Source organism: Rhizobium sp. SAFR-030 (assembly GCF_059415005.1).
The window spans coordinates 753,779-774,601 of the sequence record NZ_JBPFDO010000001.1; the positions used below are offsets into that span (position 1 = coordinate 753,779).

Annotated in this window: 14 protein-coding genes; 8 read left to right on the plus strand and 6 right to left on the minus strand. The window is 63.9% G+C overall.

The window, feature by feature from the left end; all coding sequences use genetic code 11:
* Positions 1-210 precede the first annotated feature (210 nt).
* Complete coding sequence (locus ACR65N_RS03970; RefSeq protein ID WP_440455828.1) at positions 211-5,277, minus strand: beta strand repeat-containing protein; 5,067 nt, start codon at positions 5,275-5,277, stop codon at positions 211-213.
* 1,055 nt (positions 5,278-6,332) lie between these two features.
* Positions 6,333-6,908, minus strand: coding sequence for a PilZ domain-containing protein (locus tag ACR65N_RS03975; protein WP_430305679.1), 576 nt, complete (start codon positions 6,906-6,908; stop codon positions 6,333-6,335).
* Between the two features lie 251 nt (positions 6,909-7,159).
* On the opposite strand from ACR65N_RS03975, the gene thrC reads away from it, so the two are divergent.
* The 5 genes from thrC to ACR65N_RS04000 all read left to right on the plus strand — a co-directional run bounded on the left by thrC (position 7,160) and on the right by ACR65N_RS04000 (position 14,543).
* On the plus strand, positions 7,160-8,566 hold the full coding sequence (gene thrC / locus ACR65N_RS03980; protein WP_440455829.1) for a threonine synthase: 1,407 nt from the start codon (positions 7,160-7,162) through the stop codon (positions 8,564-8,566).
* A 28-nt stretch (positions 8,567-8,594) separates the two neighbouring features.
* Positions 8,595-9,893 carry a M16 family metallopeptidase gene (locus tag ACR65N_RS03985; RefSeq protein WP_430305681.1) on the plus strand — a complete coding sequence of 433 codons (1,299 nt, stop codon included), beginning with the start codon at positions 8,595-8,597 and terminating at the stop codon, positions 9,891-9,893.
* Between the two features lie 75 nt (positions 9,894-9,968).
* Positions 9,969-10,580, plus strand: coding sequence for a GNAT family N-acetyltransferase (locus ACR65N_RS03990; protein ID WP_440455830.1), 612 nt, complete (start codon positions 9,969-9,971; stop codon positions 10,578-10,580).
* The gene (locus ACR65N_RS03995; protein WP_430305683.1) at positions 10,577-13,480 is read left to right on the plus strand and encodes an EAL domain-containing protein; all 2,904 of its coding nucleotides are present in this window, start codon (positions 10,577-10,579) and stop codon (positions 13,478-13,480) included. The genes ACR65N_RS03990 and ACR65N_RS03995 overlap by 4 nt, the downstream gene beginning before the upstream one ends.
* Positions 13,481-13,622: 142 nt before the next feature.
* Positions 13,623-14,543 (plus strand): DUF1003 domain-containing protein, encoded by a 921-nt coding sequence (locus ACR65N_RS04000; protein ID WP_440455831.1) that lies wholly within the window; start codon positions 13,623-13,625, stop codon positions 14,541-14,543.
* Between the two features lie 31 nt (positions 14,544-14,574).
* Here the strand turns inward: ACR65N_RS04000 and ACR65N_RS04005 are convergent, their stop codons facing one another.
* From ACR65N_RS04005 to ACR65N_RS04015, 3 genes are all read right to left on the minus strand, one after another.
* A complete protein-coding gene (locus ACR65N_RS04005; protein WP_440455832.1) occupies positions 14,575-15,648 on the minus strand; it encodes a zinc-binding metallopeptidase family protein in 1,074 nt (357 codons plus the stop codon).
* A gap of 91 nt (positions 15,649-15,739) precedes the next feature.
* A complete protein-coding gene (locus tag ACR65N_RS04010; protein ID WP_430305687.1) occupies positions 15,740-15,931 on the minus strand; it encodes a CsbD family protein in 192 nt (63 codons plus the stop codon).
* A gap of 78 nt (positions 15,932-16,009) precedes the next feature.
* The gene (locus ACR65N_RS04015) at positions 16,010-16,615 is read right to left on the minus strand and encodes a YqgE/AlgH family protein (protein WP_440455833.1); all 606 of its coding nucleotides are present in this window, start codon (positions 16,613-16,615) and stop codon (positions 16,010-16,012) included.
* Positions 16,616-16,764: 149 nt separating this feature from the next.
* Between ACR65N_RS04015 and ACR65N_RS04020 the strand changes: the two genes are divergently transcribed.
* The 3 genes from ACR65N_RS04020 (at position 16,765) to ACR65N_RS04030 (ending at position 20,032) form a co-directional block, all read left to right on the plus strand.
* The gene (locus ACR65N_RS04020) at positions 16,765-17,610 is read left to right on the plus strand and encodes a protein-disulfide reductase DsbD domain-containing protein (RefSeq protein ID WP_440455834.1); all 846 of its coding nucleotides are present in this window, start codon (positions 16,765-16,767) and stop codon (positions 17,608-17,610) included.
* A 62-nt stretch (positions 17,611-17,672) separates the two neighbouring features.
* Positions 17,673-18,158 carry a peroxiredoxin gene (locus ACR65N_RS04025; RefSeq protein WP_430305690.1) on the plus strand — a complete coding sequence of 162 codons (486 nt, stop codon included), beginning with the start codon at positions 17,673-17,675 and terminating at the stop codon, positions 18,156-18,158.
* A 185-nt stretch (positions 18,159-18,343) separates the two neighbouring features.
* Positions 18,344-20,032: an FAD/NAD(P)-binding protein gene (locus ACR65N_RS04030; protein ID WP_440455835.1), complete on the plus strand. Its 1,689-nt coding sequence runs from the start codon at positions 18,344-18,346 to the stop codon at positions 20,030-20,032.
* On the opposite strand, the gene ACR65N_RS04035 is transcribed toward ACR65N_RS04030, so the two are convergent.
* A complete protein-coding gene (locus ACR65N_RS04035) occupies positions 20,017-20,754 on the minus strand; it encodes an MOSC domain-containing protein (RefSeq protein WP_440455836.1) in 738 nt (245 codons plus the stop codon). The genes ACR65N_RS04030 and ACR65N_RS04035 overlap by 16 nt on opposite strands.
* Positions 20,755-20,823: the final 69 nt, after the last annotated feature.

Genomic DNA, 20,823 nt, shown 5'->3' on the forward strand with positions numbered 1-20,823 from the left:
AGGCACCTAGGCGGCCAAGTTCAAACCGGTTTGCGCATCTCTGCGTCTTCCTGAGTGATAGCCGGCCGAACTTGCGTAAAGCTGGATGTTGCTCGCCCGACGCTGAATATCGGCGGATCAAGGCAGTCAAGCGTGTGCAGATACAGGAATTGCGCAAATAAAAAACGGCGCGGGATGAACCGCGCCGTCTGTTGTTGATCTTCGGCTTACTTAGCTGTTGGCGTCGTAAGCTGCGATGATGGCTGCAACCTGCTCGCTGTCGAAAGCCACCACCTGGCTGGAGGTGAAGGCATCCAGCTGACCGGTGCTCATGGCCGCGAAGTCTTCGGTTGCCAGGCCGGCGATTGCCGCGGTGTTGATGGCCGCGATCTCCGCCGACGTGAAGGTCTTGATCTCGTCCGTTTCCATTGCCCGGATCTGAGCAGCGCTCAGGGCCGAGATCTGGGTGCTCGTCAGGGCTTCGATCTGGGAGGAGTCGAGCGCCGTGATCTGGTCCGTCGTCAGCGCCTTGATCTGCGCCGCCGAGAGGGCCGTCACCTGGCTGGTGGCCAGATTTGCAACCGCGCTGGTCGCCAGTACCGAGACCTGTGCCGCGGTCAGGCCGCTGATCTGGGCGCTGTCGAGGGCAACGACCTGGCTGGAGCCGAGGGTGGAAACCTGGGCGGTGCTGAGGGCGCCGACCTGGTTCTTGGTCAGGGCAGCGATCTGCGAGCTTGCGATGGTCGCCACCGTTTCGGTGGAGATGCCGGCAAGCGCTGCAGTGCTGATCGAAGCGATTTCCGCCGTCGAGAAGGTTGCGATATCCTCGGAGGCCATCGCGCCCAGCTGCTTGGAAGACATTGCGGAGATCTGGCTGCCGAGCAGCGCCTCGATCTGGGAGGAGGACAGAGCCGCCACCTGATCCGTATTGAGGGCTGCCACCTGGAGCGCCGCGAGCGAGGCGATCTGGGACGATGTGAAGCCGGCAACCGCGTCGGTCTTCAGCGAGGTCACCTGCTTGACCGAGAGGCCGGAGAGCTGTGTGCTCGACAGTGCCTCGATCTGCGACGACGAGAGAACCGCGATCTTGTCGGTGCTGAGCGATCCGACCTGCGCCTTGGTCAGTGCAGAAATCTGCGAGGAGACCATGTTGCTGAGCGTATCAGTCGAGAGACCGGAAAGCGCCGACGTGGTGATCGAGGCAAGTTCTGCCGTCGAGAAGGTGGCTATATCCTCCGAAGACAGGGCGGCGATATCGTCCGATCCGAGGGCTGCGATCTGGCCCGTCGTCAGGGCTTCGATCTGAGAGCTCTCGAAGGCGGCCAGCTGTTCGGTCGTCAAGGCTGCAACCTGGACTGCCGAGAGCGAGGCGATCTGCGTCGAGGTGAGACCCGCCAGCGAACCGGTGTTCAGCTTGGCGACCTGCGATGCTGTCAGGCCTCCGAGCTGGGCACTGGAGAGTGCCTGGACCTGCGAGGACGACAGAACCGCGACCCGGTCCGTCGCAAGCGCTCCGACCTGCGCCTTGGTCAGGGCGGCGATCTGGGAGGAAGCAAGGCCGGCGACGATTTCGGTCGAAAGACCCGAGAGAGAGGTTGCCTTGATCGCGGCAATCTCGTCCGTCGTGAAGGCGGCGATGTCTTCCGATCCCATGGCGCCGATCTGGGCTGAGCTCAGTGTACCGATCTGGACGCTGGTGAGCGCTTCGACCTGCGTTGAGGCAAGAGCCGCGATCTGCTCGGTCGTCAGGCCACCGACCTGGACTGCCGTGAGCGCCGTGATCTGGCTGGAGGCAAGACCTGCAAGCGATTCCGTGTTCACTGCCGACAGCTGCTTTGCGGTGAGACCGCCAAGCTGCACGGTGGTCAGCGCGCCGATCTGCGACGAGGCAAGAACCGCGACCCGGTCGGTTGCAAGCGCTCCGACCTGCGCCTTGGTCAGGGCACCGATCTGCGAGGAAGCAAGGCCGGCGACGATTTCTGTCGAAAGACCGGAAAGCGCGGTGGTCTTGATCGCGGCGATCTCGTCCGTCGTGAAGGCGGCGATGTCTTCCGATGCCATGGCGCCGAGCTGGGCCGAGGTCAGCGCACCGATCTGGACGCTGCTCAGGGCTTCGATCTGCGAGGAGGCAAGTGCCGCGATCTGGTCGGTCGTCAGGCCACCGACCTGGACGGCGGTGAGTGCCGTGATCTGGCTGGTGGCAAGGCCGGCCAGCGTGTCCGTCTTCAGTGCCGACAGCTGCTTTGCGGTCAGGCCGCCGAGCTGCACCGTGGTCAGCGCGCCGATCTGCGACGAGGCAAGTGCCGCGACACGATCGGTTGCGAGGGCTCCGACCTGCGCCTTCGTCAGGGCGGCGATCTGCGAGGATCCAAGGCCGGCGACGATTTCGGTCGACAGACCGGAAAGCGCGGTGGTCTTGATCGCTGCGATCTCGTCCGTCGAGAAGGTTGCGATGTCTTCCGAGGCCAGAGCACCGAGCTGGCTTGCCGTCAGCGCGCCGATCTGGACGCTGGTGAGGGCTTCGACCTGCGAGGATGCCAGGAGCGCGAGCTGGTCGCTCTTCAGGCCACCGACCTGGAGCGCGCTCAGTGCGGTGATCTGGCTGGAGGCGAGACCGGCAAGCGAGTCCGTGTTGAGCGCGGCGATCTGCTTGGTGGTCAGGCTGCCGATCTGGGCGGTGGTGAGGGCGCCGATCTGCGAGGACGCGAGAACCGCGACCTTGTCAGTGCTGAGCGAACCCACCTGAGCCTTCGTCAGGGCGGCGATCTGCGAGGAGACGAGGCCGGCGACGGTTTCGGTTGCAAGGCCGGAAAGAGCCGTCGTCGTGATCGCGGCCAGTTCGGCCGTCGAGAAGGTCGCGATGTCTTCCGAAGACAGGGCGGCGATATCGTCCGATCCGAGGGCTGCGATCTGGCCCGTCGTCAGGGCTTCGACCTGCGCGGTCTCGAAGGCCGCCAGCTGGGCGGTCGTCAGCGCTGCGACCTGGATGGCCGAGAGCGAGGAGATCTGCGAGGAGGACAGACCCGCCAGAGCCTCCGTGCTGATGGTCGACACCTGCTTTGCGGTCAGACCACTCAGCTGGACGCTGGAGAGCGCCTGGATCTGCGACGAGGCAAGGACCGCGACCCGGTCGGTGGCGAGGGCACCAACCTGCGCCTTGGTCAGCGCGGCGATCTGCGAGGAGGCAACGGTCGCCAGCGTCTCGGTGGAGAGGCCGGAGAGCGAGGTGACCTTGATCGCGGCGATCTCGGCGGTCGAGAAGGTTGCGATGTCTTCCGAGGCCATGGCGCCGATCTGGGTCGCCGTCAGGGCGCCGATCTGGACCGTCGTGAGGGATTCGACCTGCGACGAGGCAAGTGCCGCGATCTGGTCGGTGGTCAGACCGCCCACCTGGACGGCGGTCAGCGCGGTGATCTGGCTGGATCCGAGGCCGGCGAGCGAGTCCGTCTTCAGCGAGGACAGCTGCTTGCTGGTGAGGCCGCCGATCTGGACGCTGCTGAGCGCGCTGATCTGCGTGGAGGCCAGCACGGCAACCTTGTCGGTGGAGAGCGAGGCCACCTGCGCCTTGGTCAGCGCGGCAATCTGCGAGGAGTCAAGGCCTGCTACGATCTCAGTGGAAAGGCCGGCCAGCGCAGCCGGAGTGATGGATGCGAGTTCGGCCGTCGAGAAGGTCGCGATATCTTCCGAGGACAGCGCGGCGATATCGGTGGACGAGAGGCCGGCGATCTGGATCGAGGTCAGGGCTTCGATCTGCGAGCTTCCGAAGGCCACCAGCTGGTCGGTGGTCAGCGCCTCGACCTGAACCCGGCTGAGAGAGGCAATCTGGGTCGACGTCAGGCCGGCGACGGCGTCGGTGCTGATGAGAGACACCTGCTTCGACGTCATGGCACTGAGCTGGACGCTGGAGAGCGCCTGAACCTGCGAGGAGGTCAGAGCGGCCACCTTGTCGGAGGACAGGGCGGTCACCTGCGCCTTGGTCAGGGATGCGACCTGCGACGAGGCGAGGCCGGCGAAGGTTTCGCTCGAAATGCCTGCCAGCGACGTGGTCTTGATGGCAGCGATTTCAGCCGTGGAGAAGGTGGCGATGTCTTCCGACGCCATGGCGCCGATCTGGATTGCCGTCAACGCGCCGATCTGAACCGTGGTGAGGGCTTCGACCTGCGACGAGCCCATCGCGGCGATCTGATCGGTGGTCAGGCCGCCGACCTGAAGGCTGCTGAGCGCGGCGATCTGCGAGGAGGCCAGTGCGACGACGGCATCCGATGACAGCGAGGAAACCTGCTTGGCAGTGAAGCCGCTGAGCTGCACTGCGCTCAATGCGGTGACCTGGGAGGACGCCAGCACGGCGACCTTGTCGGTCGAGAATGCACCGAGCTGAGCCTTCGTCAGAGCGGCGATCTGCGATGATGCGAAAGTCGACAGCGTGGCGGTCGAAAGGCCACTCAGGGCAGACGTGGTGATGGAGGCCAGTTCGGCAGTGGTGAAGGTGGCGATATCTTCCGAAGAGAGCGCTGCGATGTCAGCCGAGCTCAGAGCGCCGATCTGGGCACCGGTCAGTGCTTCGATCTGCGACGATTCGAGCGCCGCCAGGTGATCGGTGTTGAAGGCGACGATCTGTGCCGCAGACAGGGCGGCAATCTGGTTGGATCCAAGGCCGACGATCGAAGTGGTCGAGAGTGCGGCCACCTGCTTGGTGGTGAGGGCCGAGACCTGCGCCGTGGTGAGCGCCTGGACCTGCGAGGAACCGAGGAGCGCGATCTTGTCGGTGCTGATCAAAGAGACCTGCGCCTTGGTCAGCGCGGCAACCTTGTCGGTGCTCAGCGAGACGATCTGGTCGCTGGTCAGGCCGGACATGGCGCTGGTCTTGATGGCGGCGATTTCCGCCGTGGTGAACGTCCCGAGTTCTTCGCTCGAGAGGATCGCAAGCTGCGAGGACGACAGCGCGCCAACTTGCCCGGTGCTCAGCGCCTCGATCTGCGACGATGACATCGTATCGATCTGGCTTGCATAAAGGGCGTTGACCTGAGCCGTGCCCAGTCCGCCGATCTGGCCGGACGTCAGGGCGACGATGTGCTCGGGAGTAAGGCCGACGATGGCGGCAGTCGAGATCGCTGCGATCTGCGACGAGCTCATGGCGCCGATGTCTTCGGTCTGGAGAGCGGAGATCTGGTTCGAACTCAGGGCCTTGACCTGAACGGCACTCAGGGCGGCAATGTCCGCCGACTTCAGCGCCGCAATGGACGTCGTCGACAGCGCCTTGATCTGATTGACTGAAAGGGATGTTACGATGGATGTCATCTAATCGGGCCTTTAGTTCGGATTGATCACGTTCGCGAAGCCCCTGACGGTTGCTCGACCGAAAGCCCCCTCGGGCCCTTCCCTCGATCGACGGCGCAAAAACGCCCTCCGGCAGCAGTCCTCCATCGATCAGCTCCCTCGAGAAGACTGAAGAACGGAATCCTGTTGGACCAATTGTGGATGGAACATGGCTCGCACGAGCCGACGCATTGAGGGGCCTCATGCTCTCGAAACCGCTTGCCGGTTCCGCCCTCTACGCCCGTGACACGGTATCTCCGCTTGACCGCGCCGCACTCCCTTGGGAGGTCCGGCGGGACCGTAACTTCGGCATACTTCCGCGTGCCTTGAAACGATTAGCTTTTGAACCTTAATTTTAGCTTAACGGTTGCGTTACGATCAGAAAGAAGACGTGTAACGCTCCGGCCTTTATTTCCGCTTTCCGTACCGACCAAGTTAAATGTCATCCAGACGACACATAACTTACTGTCAGTTTTATATCTTCACGCCACCTAATATAGCGATCGAATCGATTTCGACCGGTCTCAAGCAATTTCTTATCGAGAAATATTGCGCTGTCCAGATGGTTTCCGGGGACGGCCCCGTATAGGCAGGAGCAGTTCCTGCAATTCTCCAGAACCCTCTCCTGCCGAAGAGTATGGTGGGCGTATTCTCAAGTACCTGCACCGTTGGCACAACAAACCACGCGATCGCTTCCAGCATAGGCGCCAGTCGCTTCCTGGTTGACCTTGGCATCCGGACGCCATGTGGCCGCGATGTTGAGAACGATTGCAGCCGGGCCGAAAATCTCATCGCAGGAAGCGCCTCGACGGCACTCCGGGTTGCTGGAGAAGCGTTACGCAATACCGTGGACGCGCAGGTACAGCCGCCGCGACCGCGGACGAACCGACCTGTGAGACCGTATGGATGGGGGGATCCCAATTCTTCAGCAGCGGTCCGGAAGCGGCCTTCACGCTCGCCACCAGCGAACACGCCTGCGGCGGCTGCGCGTCAACGCAGCTCGGCACTGACAGGCGTATGGGAGCGGGTGGACTTGCTTAGCGGCGCTTCGGGCGCGTCGTGCGGGCAGCACCCGGTTCTTCGAAGCCAAGCCGAACGCGGGTGAAGCGCGAGGCACCGGTTGCCGAATTGGGGATCGCCACGTCGTTCTTGCTGAACAGGAACTGTGTAAAGCCCTCAGCCGGGACGTCGACCGAGAAGTTCACCGTCTGCGTATAGATGACGTTGTCGCCATCGACCACCTCGACGGTGACCGGCAGGTTGGTCGGGCCGGGTTTGCCGGCGGCGCCAAGAACCAGGCGACCCTGCGCCATCACCGTAATCGTCAAGGTCGATTCGTTGGCCGTGCAGGCGCGCGTCGCATCGGCCATCGAGGCCCGGTAGAGCAGCTTGTCCGGATCGGCAGTCGCGTTGCCCACATAGGCGCTGCGCACAGCCGTATCATCGCGCAGCACCACCTGCGGGCAATAGGCCTGGACGACAGGCGTCACCGCCGGCTGCTGGGCTGCCGGCTGGCCGAACGACAGGCCGCCGGTCGGAGACGAGGAATTGCAGCCGGCCAGGAGTGCGAGAAGGGACAACGACAGGAACTTGAGCGATGACTTGCCAGACACGTGACTGCAACCCTTTTCTACTGAACCGTCCCGCGAATGGTCATTCCGGGCTTTCACGGCAAATTTCGATGGTCTATAGCAGCGACGCACGGAAAAATCGATTGGCATTGCAGCCGAATTTTGTTCCAGCGGAACGATGACCGGCAGAAGGCTGACGCTCTGCGCAGGGCAGGCTTGCCGGCCTCCCACCATGAGCGGCCATCGCAGGCTTCCGTCACCGCCCGATCGGACCTGATGAACTCGTATAGTGGATGAGCGTCTTGGACTATATCTCTACCCGCGGCGATGCCCCCGCTCTCGGTTTTCGCGATGCCCTGATGGCAGGCCTTGCCAGCGATGGCGGATTGTACCTGCCGCGCGAATGGCCGACGCTGAGCAAGAAGGACATCCGCGGCCTGCGCGGCAAGTCCTACCAGGAGGTTGCCTTCGAGATCCTGTCGCGCTTCGTCGACGGCGAGATCCCGGATGCGGCGCTGAAGGGCATGATCGACGAGGCCTATGCGACCTTCCGCCATCCGGCCGTCGTTCCCCTGGTGCAGGTCGGCGCCAATGATTTCGTCCTCGAGCTTTTCCACGGCACGACGCTCGCCTTCAAGGACGTGGCGATGCAGCTCCTGGCGCGGCTGATGGACTATGTGCTGGCCGAACGCGGCGCGCATGCGACGATCGTCGGCGCCACCTCGGGCGATACCGGCGGTGCCGCCATCGACGCCTTTGCCGGACGCGAGCGGACCGACGTGTTCATTCTCTTCCCGCAGGGCAAGGTTTCGCCGGTGCAGCAGCGGCAGATGACGACGTCCGGCCAGGCGAACGTCCACGCGCTGGCGCTGAAGGGCAATTTTGACGACTGCCAGGACCTGGTGAAGGCGATGTTCAACGACACAGCCTTCCGAGAACGCGTCAACCTGTCGGGCGTCAACTCGATCAACTGGGCGCGCATCATGGCGCAGGTGGTCTACTACTTCACCTCCGCCGTGTCGCTTGGCGCCCCGGATCGCAAGGTCTCGTTCACCGTGCCGACCGGCAATTTCGGCGATATTTTCGCCGCCTACGTCGCCAAGCGCATGGGCCTGCCGATCGACAGGCTGGTGATCGCCACCAACGACAACGACATCCTGGTGCGGACGCTGAAGACAGGCCGCTACGAGATGAAGCCGGCGATCGCCACTACCTCGCCGTCGATGGACATCCAGATCTCGTCGAACTTCGAGCGGCTGCTGTTCGAGGCCTACGGGCGCGATCCGGCCGCTGTCCGCTCCTCGATGTCGGGACTGCGGCAGTCCGGCGCCTTCGAGATCCAGCCCGAGGCGCTGAAGGCCATCCGCCGCGAATTCCGCGCCGGCCGCGCCAGCCAGAAGCAGGTGGCGCAGACAATCCGCGAGACGCTTGAGGCAACCGGCTACCTGCTCGACCCGCACACGGCGACCGGTATTTTCGTCGCGCGCAAGCATGCCAAACCGTCGAGCCCGATGATTACGCTGGCCACCGCACACCCGGCCAAGTTCCCGGCCTCGGTAGAATCCGCTTGCGGAATTCATCCGGCGCTTCCATCATGGCTTGCTGATCTCATGAGCAGGGAGGAGCGCTTCGACCTGCTGGAACCCGAGCTCAAGGCGGTCGAGACTTTCATCGACCGGCATGCCCGGGCGAAAGCGTGATAAGGCCGGAGTGCCGGAAAGACCGATAATGAATGTTGAAATCACCCGGCTGCAATCCGGGTTGACCATCGTGACCCAGAACATGCCGCATCTCGAAAGCGTGGCACTCGGCGTCTGGATCAAATCGGGGTCGCGCAACGAAACCACCGACGAACACGGCATCGCCCATCTTCTTGAGCATATGGCCTTCAAGGGCACCGCGAGGCGCAGCGCCCGCGACATCGCCGAGCAGATCGAGAATGTCGGCGGCGAGCTGAACGCAGCGACCTCGACCGAAACCACATCCTATTACGCACGCGTCCTCAAGGACCACGTGCCGCTCGCCATCGATATCCTGGCCGACATCCTGACCGAATCCGCCTTCGACGAAGAAGAGCTGGAACGCGAGAAGCATGTCATCCTGCAGGAAATCGGCGCCGCCAACGACACGCCGGACGACCTGGTGTTCGACCGCTTTTCCGAGGTTGCCTACCGCGATCAGACGATCGGCCGGCCAATCCTCGGCACACCGGAGACGGTCAAGTCGTTCCGGCCCGACCAGATCCGCGGCTATCTTTCGCGCAACTACACCACCGACCGGATGTTCATCGTCGCGGCCGGTGCCGTCGACCACGACACGCTGGTGAAGCAGGTTGAGGACCGTTTCTCGCTGCTGCCGACCAAGCCTTCGGTGGAGCCGGTGTTCGAGCCGGCCCGCTATAGCGGCGGCGAGATCCGCGAAACGCGCGACCTGATGGATACGCAGCTGCTGCTCGGCTTCGAGGGCAAGGCGTATCACATGCGCGACTTCTACTGTTCGCAGATCCTCGCCAACATTCTCGGCGGCGGCATGTCCTCGCGCCTCTTCCAGGAAGTGCGCGAGCATCGCGGCCTGTGCTATTCGGTCTATGCCTTCCACTGGGGCTTTTCCGATACGGGGATCTTCGGCATCCATGCCGCGACCGGCGGCGAAGACCTGCCCAAGCTGGTGCCGGTGATCCTCGACGAGCTTCGCAAGTCGTCGGAGGTGATCCACCAGCAGGAAATCGACCGGGCCCGGGCGCAGATCCGCGCCCAGTTGCTGATGGGCCAGGAAAGCCCGGCGGCGCGTGCGGGCCAGATCGCCCGGCAGATGATCCTCTACGGTCGCATCATTCCGAACGGCGAGATGATGGAGCGGCTGGAGGGAATTACCACCCAGCGCCTGACCGATCTTGCCGGACGGCTGTTTTTCGATACAGTCCCGACATTGTCCGCCATCGGCCCGATCGAAAAGCTGGCGTCGCTTACGGATATCACGGCGTCTCTCACCTCGCCGGACGACAAGAGGCAGAAGGCTAACGGCTGATCATGCGGCGCGTGCCTCCGGCGCGCCGGGTTGCGCCGGATCCGATCGCGCCGAACGGGGCGGAACGAGACTAGCATGACGAAGTCGGTATTTCGGTTTTTGTCGCGCCAGCCGGAAACGCCCGAACTCTACGGCGACCACCATCTTCTGCGCCTGCCGCGCCAGTCGGATTACCGCGCGTGGTACAAGCTGCGCTCGGAAAGCCGACAGTTCCTGCAGCCGTGGGAACCCAGCTGGCGGCACGACGAGCTGACGGAATCCTCGTTCCGGGCGCGGGTGACCCGCAATACACAGGAATTCTCGTCCGGGCTCGCCATCCCGATGCTGCTGTTCCGGCGCGAGGACCAGGCGCTGCTCGGCGGCCTCACGATCGGCTACATCCGTCGCGGCGCCGCGCAGAGCTGCATGATCGGATACTGGATGGGCGAGCGGCATGCCGGCAGCGGTCATATGTTTGCCGCACTCCACCTTGTAGTACCCTACATCTTCACCGGGCTTCAGTTGCACCGCATCGAGGCAGCCTGTATCCCGGAGAACTGGAAGAGCATCCGGCTACTTGAAAAGTCCGGTTTCGAGCGGGAAGGTCTATTGCGCAAGTATCTGAAGATCAACGGAGAGTGGCGGGACCACATCCTCTACTCCCGGCTCGCAGGAGACGACGTGGACAAGGCTCGGACCCCGCGATGAACAGGGCCCGCCGCATCTGCAATGTTTTCGCCCGACGACTGGCAGCGCTTGTCTGCCTGCTGCTGATCCTGCCGGTCACCGCCGCCCTCGCCTTCGAGCCGGTGAAGATTTCCCGCGACGACAACGCGCTCGACCTGACTGCTACCACCGACATCTATGCCAACCAGGGCGAGGCCTTCCAGGTCTCCACCGCCGCCGGTGCCGACGGCATCCGCCGCCGCATCGAGGTGCGTGCCAGCACGCCAGGCCACCAGGGTGACTGGGCGGTCTTCGCACTCGCCAATGTGTCGGAGGAACAGCTGGAGCGCGTCATCGTCGCCCCGCATTTCCGCCTCGTCAACTCGCAGCTGATCTGGCCGGACCTGGGCTCGCTGCGCATCAATGCCATCACCCCGAGCGAAGGCTTTGCGCTCGACCGGATGCAGAGCCCGGATGCGGACGTCTTCCGCATCACGCTCAACCCGGGCGCCGTCGTCACCTTCGTCGCCGAGCTTGCCACACCCGACCTGCCGCAGCTCTACCTGTGGGAGCCGGACGCCTACAAGGACACGGTCAACTCGTTCACGCTCTACCGCGGAATCGTGCTCGGCATCGCCGGCCTGCTGGCGGTCTTCCTGACCATCCTGTTCGTCGTCAAGGGCACGTCGATGCTGCCGGCCGCCGCAGCGCTCGCCTGGGCGGTGCTTGCCTATATCTGCGTCGACTTCGGCTTCCTCGAAAAGCTCATCAGCATCACGTCGAGCGACGAGCGAATATGGCGCGCCTGCGCCGAGGTGGCGCTCGCCTCATCGCTGGTGATCTTCCTGTTCACCTATCTCAACCTCAACCGCTGGCACGTCCATCTCGGCTACGCGACATTTGCCTGGATCATCGGCCTCGGCCTGCTGTTCGGGGTCGCGATCTACGATCCGTCGATCGCCGCCGGCATTGCCCGCATCTCGCTGGCGCTGACGGCCACCGCCGGCATCCTTCTGATCATCTATCTCGGCTTCAACCGCTACGACCGGGCGATCCTGCTGGTGCCGACCTGGACGCTGATCCTCGTCTGGCTGTTCGGCGGCTGGCTGACGGTGACCGGCCAGCTGGACAACGACATCATCCAGCCGGCGCTCGGCGGCGGCCTGGTTCTGATCGTCCTGTTGATCGGCTTCACGGTCATGCAGCACGCCTTTGCCGGCGGCGCCTACCAGCAGGGCCTGTTCTCCGACCTGGAGCGCCAGTCGCTGGCGCTGATGGGCAGCGGCGACACGGTCTGGGACTGGGACGTGGCGCGCGACCGCGTGGTGACGACGCCGGACATCTCGCTGCGCCTCGGCCTGGCGCCGGGCAGCATGCACGGACCAGTGCGCAACTGGCTGCCGCGTCTGCATCCCGACGACCGCGACCGGTTCAAGGCGACGCTCGACGTGCTGCTGGAGCACCGCAAGGGCCGGCTCAGCCATGAATTCCGCATCCGCGCCGAAGACGGCCATTTCCACTGGCTGCAGATCCGCGCCCGGCCGGTGCTCGGCTCGAACGGCGAGATCATCCGCTGCGTCGGCACGATCATCGACGTCACCGAGCCGAAGAATTCGGTCGAACGGCTGCTGGCCGATGCGCTGCACGACAACCTCACCGGCCTGCCGAACCGCCAGGTGTTTCTCGACCGCCTGCATTCCGTCCTGTCGATCGCTGCGACCTCGGATGCCGTGCGGCCGACGGTGATGGCGATCGACATCGACCGTTACAAGCAGGTCAACGACGCACTCGGCATCGCCGCCGGCGACAACATCCTGATCGCCCTCACACGACGCCTGCGCCGCCTGCTGAAGCCGCAGGACACGCTGGCGCGGATTTCCGGCGATCAGTTCGGCCTCATCCTGGTGTCCGAGCGCGATCCCGCCAAGGTCGCGGATTTCGCCGAGGCGATCAGCCAGGCGATCCGGGTGCCGATCAATTTCGCCAATCGCGAGGTGATCCTGACCGCCTCCACCGGGCTCTGCTCGTGGGTGGACCAGCAGGAAAACGCGGCCAGCATGCTGGGCGACGCCGAACTTGCCATGTACCGGGCGAAACGCGCCGGCGGCAACCGCGTCGAGCCGTTCCGCCCCGCCTTCCGCAACAACGGCACGCCCGACCGCCTGCAGATCGAGACGGACCTGCGCCGGGCGATCGAGCGCAAGGAGCTGTCGCTCGCCTACCAGCCGATCATCCGGCTCAGCGACGGCGAGATCGCCGGGTTCGAGGCGCTGATGCGCTGGGAGCACCCCAAGCGCGGCACGATACCGCCGAGCGAGTTCATTCCGATCGCCGAGATGTCGGACCTCATCAGCCCGCTCGGCATGTTCGCGCTGGAATGCGCCACCGGCGACCTGATGATCTGGGAGAAACAGACCGGCGAGCTGCCGATCTTCGTCTCCGTCAACCTGTCGAGCGCCCAGCTTCTGAATGCCGACCTCTACAACGAGATCCGCTCGCTTCTGGCACGCACCCATTGCGACCCGCACCGGCTGAAGCTGGAGCTGACGGAATCGATGATGATGGAAAACCCCGAGCAGGCGCGGCTGGTGCTGAGCAAGCTCGGCGAGACCGGCATCAGCCTGGCGATCGACGATTTCGGCACCGGCTATTCGTCGCTCGGCTACCTGACGCAGTTCCCGTTCGACACGATCAAGCTCGACAAGTCGCTGGTCACCAATGCCGCCGAAAAGGGCGAGGTGCTGCTGCGCTCGGTCATTGCCATGGCCCGCGCGCTGGACATGTCCGTGGTGGCCGAAGGCATCGAGACCGACGAGGATGCCGCCAACCTCGTCAACATGGGCTGCCAGTTCGGCCAGAGCTTCCTGTTCGGCGCGCCGATGGCATCGGAAGCCGTGCAGCGCCTGTTGAAGGAACGCTTCCCGCTGACCAAGCGCGCCTGACGCCGACGGCGTTAGCGGCGATCCTACCTCGCCTGGAGGCTAGCGTCAGGCGATCCTCCGTCGTCGGCATTGACTTGCCGGCGGCGCATGCCAGCATGACCATCCTACCGCTCGACCCCCTCCCACATCTGCCGAGGCACGCATGACAGGCCTGGATGCTTTTCCAACCGACGACGCAGCGCCGGCTTCCCCAGCCGCGGGCGAAGCCTCGTCGCAGCCGTCGCTGAAGACCGACAAGGCGGCGAACGCATCTCCCAGCAAGGAAAAGACAGTCCACGACGCTCTGTCGGGCCTGCCGCTGAAACGCCGCGACGCGGTCGACATCGAGGGATTGAGGCCGGCGCTTACCGACTTCATCCGGCAGGCCCATCCGGCACTGCCGACGGAGGGTTATGTTCAGCGCCGGACGATCGAGGAATTCCGCAGCCGCTATATAGCGTCGCTGCTGCGCGAGGAGCGCGGCGAACTGACGACGCTGGAAAACGAGGTGCTGGAAAGCCTCGAAAGCCACGATGTGCTGACGGAGAATATCGTCGACGATTATGAGGAAGGCCGCTCGATCGGCGACCGGGTCGCGGATCTGGTGGCGAAGTTCGGCGGAAGCTGGACCTTCATCATCTCCTTCTGCGCGTTCCTCGCGGTCTGGATGATGATCAATATCGTCCTCGGCGCCACGGGTGCCTTCGACGCCTATCCATTCATCTTGCTGAACCTGGTGCTGTCGACGGTCGCCGCGCTGCAGGCGCCGGTGATCATGATGAGCCAGCGTCGCCAGGAGCAGAAGGACCGGCTGCGGGCGCTGAACGACTACAAGGTGAACCTGAAGGCGGAGCTGGAGATCCGCCACCTGCATGAGAAGGTCGACCACCTGCTGAACCGCCAATGGGAGCGGCTGACGGAAATCCAGCAGATCCAGATCGAAATGATGCGTGACCAGTCGCGCAAGACGGAGCAGGCGCTAAAAGCCGTCCGAAAGCCGAGGTCGGGTTCAAAGAAGATGCTGTCGCTGCAGCTGAAGGCTCCAGCACCCTCCTCCGCCTTGCCGGCGGAAGAGGAAGACTGATCCTCGAAAGGCGCTTTCAGCCTATGCGGGCTTACCGCCCGTCGTGCCCAGCGCCATGCACCAGGCCGTGGATGAATTCCAGCTTGGCGACCACCGTCGGCGTCAGGATGAACGGATAGAGATCCGGCATGCCCATCGAGCGGTGGATGCTGTTCATCGCGACGCTGAAGGGGATCCACACTTCGACCAGCTGGGCCGCATCACGAGCCCGATAGGGGTTGAAGGCGACCTCCGAGGACAGATCGGCATGGCCGCGCGGATCGAGCACCATGCCGAACGCCCGCGCCGTTTCCAGCGTGTCGACGATGTGCAGGTAGTGGGCGAAGCACTCGGCGAAATCCTCCCAGGGGTGCGAGGCCGCATAGGTGCTGATGAAGTGCTCCTGCCAGTCGGAGGGCGGGCCTTCCTCGTAGTTCTTGCGCAGCGATTCGCTGTAATCGATCGTCTCGTCGCCGAAGGCGAGACGGAAGGGCCCTATCCGGTCGCGGTCGCGCACCAGCTTGTCCCAGATGTAGTGGCCGGTCTCGTGCCGGAAGTGGCCGAGCATCGTCCGATACGGCTCGTTCATCGAGACGCGGATCTGCTCGCGGGTCGCGTCGTTGGCTTCCGCGGCGCGGATGGCAATGAGGCCATCCTCGTGGCCGGTCATTGCCGGCACCACGGTGCCGTCCGGCTTGATCTCGTCGACCAGGAAATCGAATACCAGACCGCCTTCCGGGTCTTCCTCGCGGGTCGTGTGCGGCAGATCCCATTTCAGCAACGAGTAGAACAGATGCCGCTGCGCCTGGCTGATACGCCGCCATTGCAGCAGCCCTGCTTCTGTCGAGGCATCCGGGACAAGCCTGTTGTGGCGGCAGGCGGCACAGAAGGTCTCCCCGCCTTCGGCCGGGACCGTCCAGTTGCAGATGTCGTTGACCTCGTTGGCGCACAGCCGCACCGTGGCGCTGCGGTCGGCAATCAGGTGCCAGTGCCCGTCTTCGCCCTCAGCGAGCGCGTGCATGGCCAGCCGATCGGGCACGAAGGCCAGCCGGTGGCCGCAGTTGACGCAGACGCGATTGTCGAAGTGGATCGACTGGCCGCAGTAATCGCATTCGTAAAGACGCATGACGCGCATCCGCTGAGTTCGAGGCTTCAGATACACAAAACCTGCTCCGGCCGAGACCGGAACAGGTTTTGATCAGAAATTGTAGAAAGGATTAGGCGCGGTCGACGATGTTCTTGGCCGCGTCCTTGACTTCGCCCTTGGCATGCTGAGCCTTGCCCTTGGCTTCCTGGGCATGGCCCTTGGCCTCGAGCGAATGGTTGTCAGTCGCGTCGCCGACAGCCTGCTTGACCTTGCCGGCTGCTTCGTTTGCCTTGCCTGCTACCTTATCGCTCATGCTACCCATCGTCATTCTCCTTGGTTGACCGCCCTTGACAGCGGCTTCGGGAAAACAACGCGGTCATGGTCGCTTGGTTCCGTCCCCTCAGGCGTGACCGGTTTCCCGCGACAGCATCTCCGGACGCACGCCCATCGATGCAAGCGCCCGCTCGTACTTGTCCTCGAGCGTGCGGTCGAAGATCAGCTCCTCGCATGCCGGGCAGTTGAGCCAGCCATTGCTGCCGATCTCGCTCTCCAGCTGACCGGGTCCCCATCCGGCATAGCCGAGCAACATGGTGGCGCGCTTCGGGCCTCGCCCCTCGCAGATGGCGCGCAGGATATCGAGCGTCGCCGTCAGCGAGATGTCGTCGCTGACCGGGATGCTGCTCTCGCTGGAAAAGTCGTCCGAGTGCAGGACGAACCCGCGGCCGGTTTCCACGGGCCCGCCGTTGAGGATCGGGAAGTCGCGGGTGGCGCCGTCCATCATGATGGCTTCCGGCTGCTCGACAAGCTTCAGGTGCAGCAGCACCTCGGTGAACGAGATCGACTGGGAGCGATTGATGATGAAGCCCATGGCACCCGCTGCCGAATGGGCGCAGATGTAGACCACCGAGCGGTCGAAGTTTCCGTCCTGCATGCCGGGCATGGCGATGAGGAACTGGCCGTCCAGGAAACCGCGCTCACGCTTATCCTTGAGTGTCGCGAATGTCATCGTGCCTCCAGCGTGCAGTAGACCCTTCAAGGGGTCGGGACTGCCTCCAAAGCAAGATGGGGCACACATGTTCATCAATCAACCAAAAATGATCCGCTTTCTCGTCATGTGACTGGCAGTGGTATCGGGGCTCGTCTAAAGCAGCGATCATGGTCAATTCGACGTTCAGCCAGCAAATGCTCTCCAGGCTCGGCATCTGCCTTGCAGCGGCAGCGCTCTGTCTGCCCGCTTCCGGCAGCATGGCGGCAATGACTGCCTGGGCGGAAAACGAAGGCGGCAGGATGCGCGTCGTCGCGCTGCCGCCGACAGCCGACGGCACGGTGCGCGGCGCGCTGCAGATCGAGCCGAAGAGCGGCTGGATCACCTACTGGAAGGAGCCGGGCCAGGCCGGCATTCCGCCAAAGATCACCCTGACATCGGCCGACGGCGCATCGATCACCGAGATCGGCTTCCCCATCCCCAAGCAGTTCACCGTCGGCGACGTGCGCGACATCGGCTACGACCATCCGGTCGCCCTACCCTTCACGCTGAAGCTTGCGGCACCGGACAAGCCGACGACTCTGCGGGCGTCCGCCTTCATCGGCCTTTGCCGCAATATCTGCATTCCGTTCCAGGCGGACTTCCGATTGGAACTTTCGGCAGCCGGGCCGCTGCCCTACCAGGAAAACCTGATTCTCGACGAGGCAATCCGCCACCTGCCGGAAAAGCCTTCGGCGGACTTCGCCGTGACTGCCTACACGCTGAGCGACGATCGCCAGAACCTCAGCCTGTCGCTGAAACTGCCGGACGAGACTGCCGTCCCGCAGATCTTCGTCGCCGGCCCGGAAGGCCACGTTCTGCTCGACCAGACGAACGAGAAGCGCAGCGGCGACCGCTACATCGTCGAGATGCCGGTCGGCAAGCTGCCGAAGAACTACGATCCGCACGGCAAGCGCTGGGACATTCTCGTCGTCTCCGGCGGCCGGGCCATGGAAACCTCGCTTGCCTTCGAGTGAAGCCGGGCTAAATGTGGCGTCAGCGGCGTTGGGCCGCTATCCTTCTTCCTTAGGAGAGCAGAATGACGATTTCCGTCGGCGACACCATTCCAGCGGCAACCTTCAAGACCAAGACCGACGAAGGTCGGAGCGACGTGACGACCGAGGCGCTGTTCAAGGGCCGCAAGGTGGTGCTGTTCGGCGTGCCCGGTGCCTTCACCCCGACCTGTTCGCTCAACCACCTGCCGGGCTACCTGGAAAACCGCGACGCCATCCTTGAGCGCGGGGTCGACGAGATTGCCGTGGTTGCCGTCAATGACTGGCACGTCATGGGTGCCTGGGCGGAAAAAACCGGCGGCGCCGGCAAGATCAAGTACCTCTCCGACTGGGATGCGTCCTTCACCAAGGCACTTGGCCTGGAGATGGACATGTCGGGCGGCGCGCTCGGCCTGCGCTCGAAGCGCTATTCGATGCTGGTGGACGATGGCGTGGTGAAGGTCCTGAACGTCGAGGACAGCCCCGGCGACACGACGGCCTCCGGCGCTGCGGCGATGATCGAGAAGCTCTGAGCGATCCTCTTTGACGACATCGGAAAGCGGCCCTTCGAGGCCGCTTTTTTCGTTGGCGAAGGCGTCGAGGACATGGCGCGCAAGAACAATCCGCCACCGTCCGAGGATAAGGAACAAGTGGCCAACCAAAGCATTGACTGATGCAGCACTTCGGGCGGGAGATCCGCCCATCAAGCGGGACACCCATGTCAGACAGAATAGCGATCATCGGCAGCGGACCGACGGGCCTCTACACGCTCAAAACTCTGCTGAATGCCAAAGTTCCCCTGTCCATCACAATTTTCGAGGCGGAAGCCGAACCCGGCAAGGGCACGCCCTACCATCCCGACATCAACGACCCGACAATGCTCTCCAATATCCCGAGCATCGAGTTCCCGTCGCTCACGGAAACGTTGGTCGAATGGCTGGAGCGACAGGACGACGTCGAGCTGTCGCGCTTCGGGATCCGCCGCGAAACGATCGACGAGCGTGAGTTCTACCCGCGCGTGGTGCTCGGCAACTACATGCGCGACCAGTTCCTGCGGCTTGTCGAACAGGGCACGGCGAAGGGCCATCCGATCGACGTTCGCGAGCGGCATCGGGTGGTCGACATCACCCTGCAGCAGAACGACGTGCTGCTGTCGGTCGAAGTGGCGGACGGATCCTGCTTCGACGCTCGGTTCGACCACGTGGTGATGGCGACAGGCCATAACTGGCCGAAGGATACCGAGGTCAAGCCGGGCTACTTCATCTCGCCGTGGCCGGCCTCGGCGTTGCAGACGATCGAGCACGGGCCTGTCGGCATTCTCGGCACGTCGCTCAGTGGCATCGACGCGTTGATGAGCGTGGCAACGGCGCGCGGCACGTTCCGGCTGGATGCAGCCGGCGACCTGCAGTACCAGCCGGCCGTCGGCAGCGAAGCCTTCAAGGCGACCATGATGTCGCGCAAGGGGCTTTTGCCGGAAGCCGACTTCTACTGCCCGCTTCCCTATCTCGATCCGAAAATCTGTCACCAGCAGGCAATCGACGGGTTGATCGCCGCCGGCAGCCAGGGCCTGCTGGACCGCGTGTTCGAACTGTTCCGCCAGGAGGTGGCGCTCGCCGATCCTGATTACGCGGCAAAGATCGGCCTCTCGCAGCTGACCGTCGATACGTTCGCCGAAGCCTATTATGCCGAGCGGGTCTCGGCCGATCCGTTCGTCTGGGCGGCGCGCAACCTTGCAGAGGTCGAGTACAATCGAGAGCGCTGCTACACCGTGCCATGGCGCTACGCGATCCTCATCACCCATGAGATCATTGCCCGGGCGGTGCCGCATTTCGACGAGCAGGATCTCGAGCGCTTTCACAAGCGCTTCAAGAGCATCTTCATGGACGACTACGCGACAGTCCCGCTGATGTCGATCCGCCGCCTGCTGGCGCTGAGCCGCGCCGGCAAGCTCGACATCCTGAAGCTCGGCTCAGACTACGAGATCTCGACCGAGGGTGTGGAGCGGGGAGCCGTGGTAACGGCAAACGGCGAGCAACACGTCTTCTCCGCCTTCATCGACGCAACCGGCCAGGACACGCTGTCGGCGACCGAGCTGCCGTTCCCGACGCTGGTCGCCCAGGGCGGGGTGCGCAAGTCGGCGACCCGCAAGGTGCAGCCGCTGATCCTGCCGGATGCGCCGGTCGAGTATGTCCGCACCGGCGGCATCGACATCGACGACAGTTTCCGGCCTCTGGTGCCGGCGCATCTGACCAATCACCTGTACTGTGCGGCGATCTCGTTCCTCTTGCACAAGCATCCGTTCGTGCAGGGGATCACCAGCGCCCACGAGATCGGTGAAACGGTCGCCGAGGCGATCCTCGCCGATGTCGACCGGGTGGAACAGGGGCTGTTTCAGATCTCGGCGTAGACGAGGTCGCCCTTGGCGACCTCCTGCTGTGCCGTTGCACGGGCATAGACGCCGAGATTGCGGGCGTTGTGCCGCATGATCGTGCGCAGCACGACCGGTTCCTCTGCGATCTCTGGCTGTGCCGCCAGCGTCATGCCGCAGCGGCGCGTCCCGTCCGTCACCTCTGCCATCAGACGGCCGATGCGGATGTTCTTGCCGACCCAGTCGTTTTCGACGAAGCCGTCTGCCTCACCCGTATCGACCAGCAGCGTCGGGCGGAAACGCCGGCGGTCGATGGATGGGAGGTCTGCTATGCGCGCAAGTGCTGCCAGTGAGCCGGTGGTGACGATGTGCATGCAGGCCGCGTCGTAGCGGGCGGAGACGACCGGCAGGCGCTGGTCCGTCGCTTGCTTGCCGCCATAGGTGCCGACCATCACCTCGAAGCCGAAATGGGCTCGCAGTTGCTCATGAAGCTTGCGATCGTCGATCCGCAGGTTGGTGCCGTCGGGAAACAGCAGCGAAGGCAGCGCCTCGCCGGCGTAATGGGCCGACAGAAAGAGCGCCGGGCGCCAGCGGGTGTCCTTCTCGGGCGCTGCCGCCAGTCCCGTCTCCGCATCGAACAGCGCGAAATGCCGGTCACCGGGCAGGCCCTTCGGCATCACCTCCGCCTTTTCCAGCTGCTCGCCGCCGACCGAGGATACGGGGTAGCGCCAGACCTCGATCACCCTGCCCAGTTCATTCATGCCATATGTCCCGATTTCGACCTGCGCGGTTTTCGTTCACGGACGGCGCAAGCGGTCTTCCCGCGGCGA

Excerpts from the sequence above, each read along its gene's own strand:
- ACR65N_RS04015 (WP_440455833.1), bottom strand. The coding sequence starts at position 16,615 with ATGACATTCGCGACACTCAAGGATAAGCGTGAGCGCGGTTTCCTGGAC.
- ACR65N_RS04000 (WP_440455831.1), top strand. The coding sequence starts at position 13,623 with ATGACAGGCCTGGATGCTTTTCCAACCGACGACGCAGCGCCGGCTTCC.
- ACR65N_RS03970 (WP_440455828.1), bottom strand. The coding sequence starts at position 5,277 with ATGACATCCATCGTAACATCCCTTTCAGTCAATCAGATCAAGGCGCTG.
- ACR65N_RS04035 (WP_440455836.1), bottom strand. The coding sequence starts at position 20,754 with ATGAATGAACTGGGCAGGGTGATCGAGGTCTGGCGCTACCCCGTATCC.
- ACR65N_RS03990 (WP_440455830.1), top strand. The coding sequence starts at position 9,969 with ATGACGAAGTCGGTATTTCGGTTTTTGTCGCGCCAGCCGGAAACGCCC.
- ACR65N_RS03985 (WP_430305681.1), top strand. The coding sequence starts at position 8,595 with ATGAATGTTGAAATCACCCGGCTGCAATCCGGGTTGACCATCGTGACC.
- thrC (WP_440455829.1), top strand. The coding sequence starts at position 7,160 with ATGAGCGTCTTGGACTATATCTCTACCCGCGGCGATGCCCCCGCTCTC.
- ACR65N_RS04020 (WP_440455834.1), top strand. The coding sequence starts at position 16,765 with ATGGTCAATTCGACGTTCAGCCAGCAAATGCTCTCCAGGCTCGGCATC.
- ACR65N_RS04030 (WP_440455835.1), top strand. The coding sequence starts at position 18,344 with ATGTCAGACAGAATAGCGATCATCGGCAGCGGACCGACGGGCCTCTAC.
- ACR65N_RS04005 (WP_440455832.1), bottom strand. The coding sequence starts at position 15,648 with ATGCGTCTTTACGAATGCGATTACTGCGGCCAGTCGATCCACTTCGAC.
- ACR65N_RS04025 (WP_430305690.1), top strand. The coding sequence starts at position 17,673 with ATGACGATTTCCGTCGGCGACACCATTCCAGCGGCAACCTTCAAGACC.
- ACR65N_RS03995 (WP_430305683.1), top strand. The coding sequence starts at position 10,577 with ATGAACAGGGCCCGCCGCATCTGCAATGTTTTCGCCCGACGACTGGCA.
- ACR65N_RS04010 (WP_430305687.1), bottom strand. The coding sequence starts at position 15,931 with ATGGGTAGCATGAGCGATAAGGTAGCAGGCAAGGCAAACGAAGCAGCC.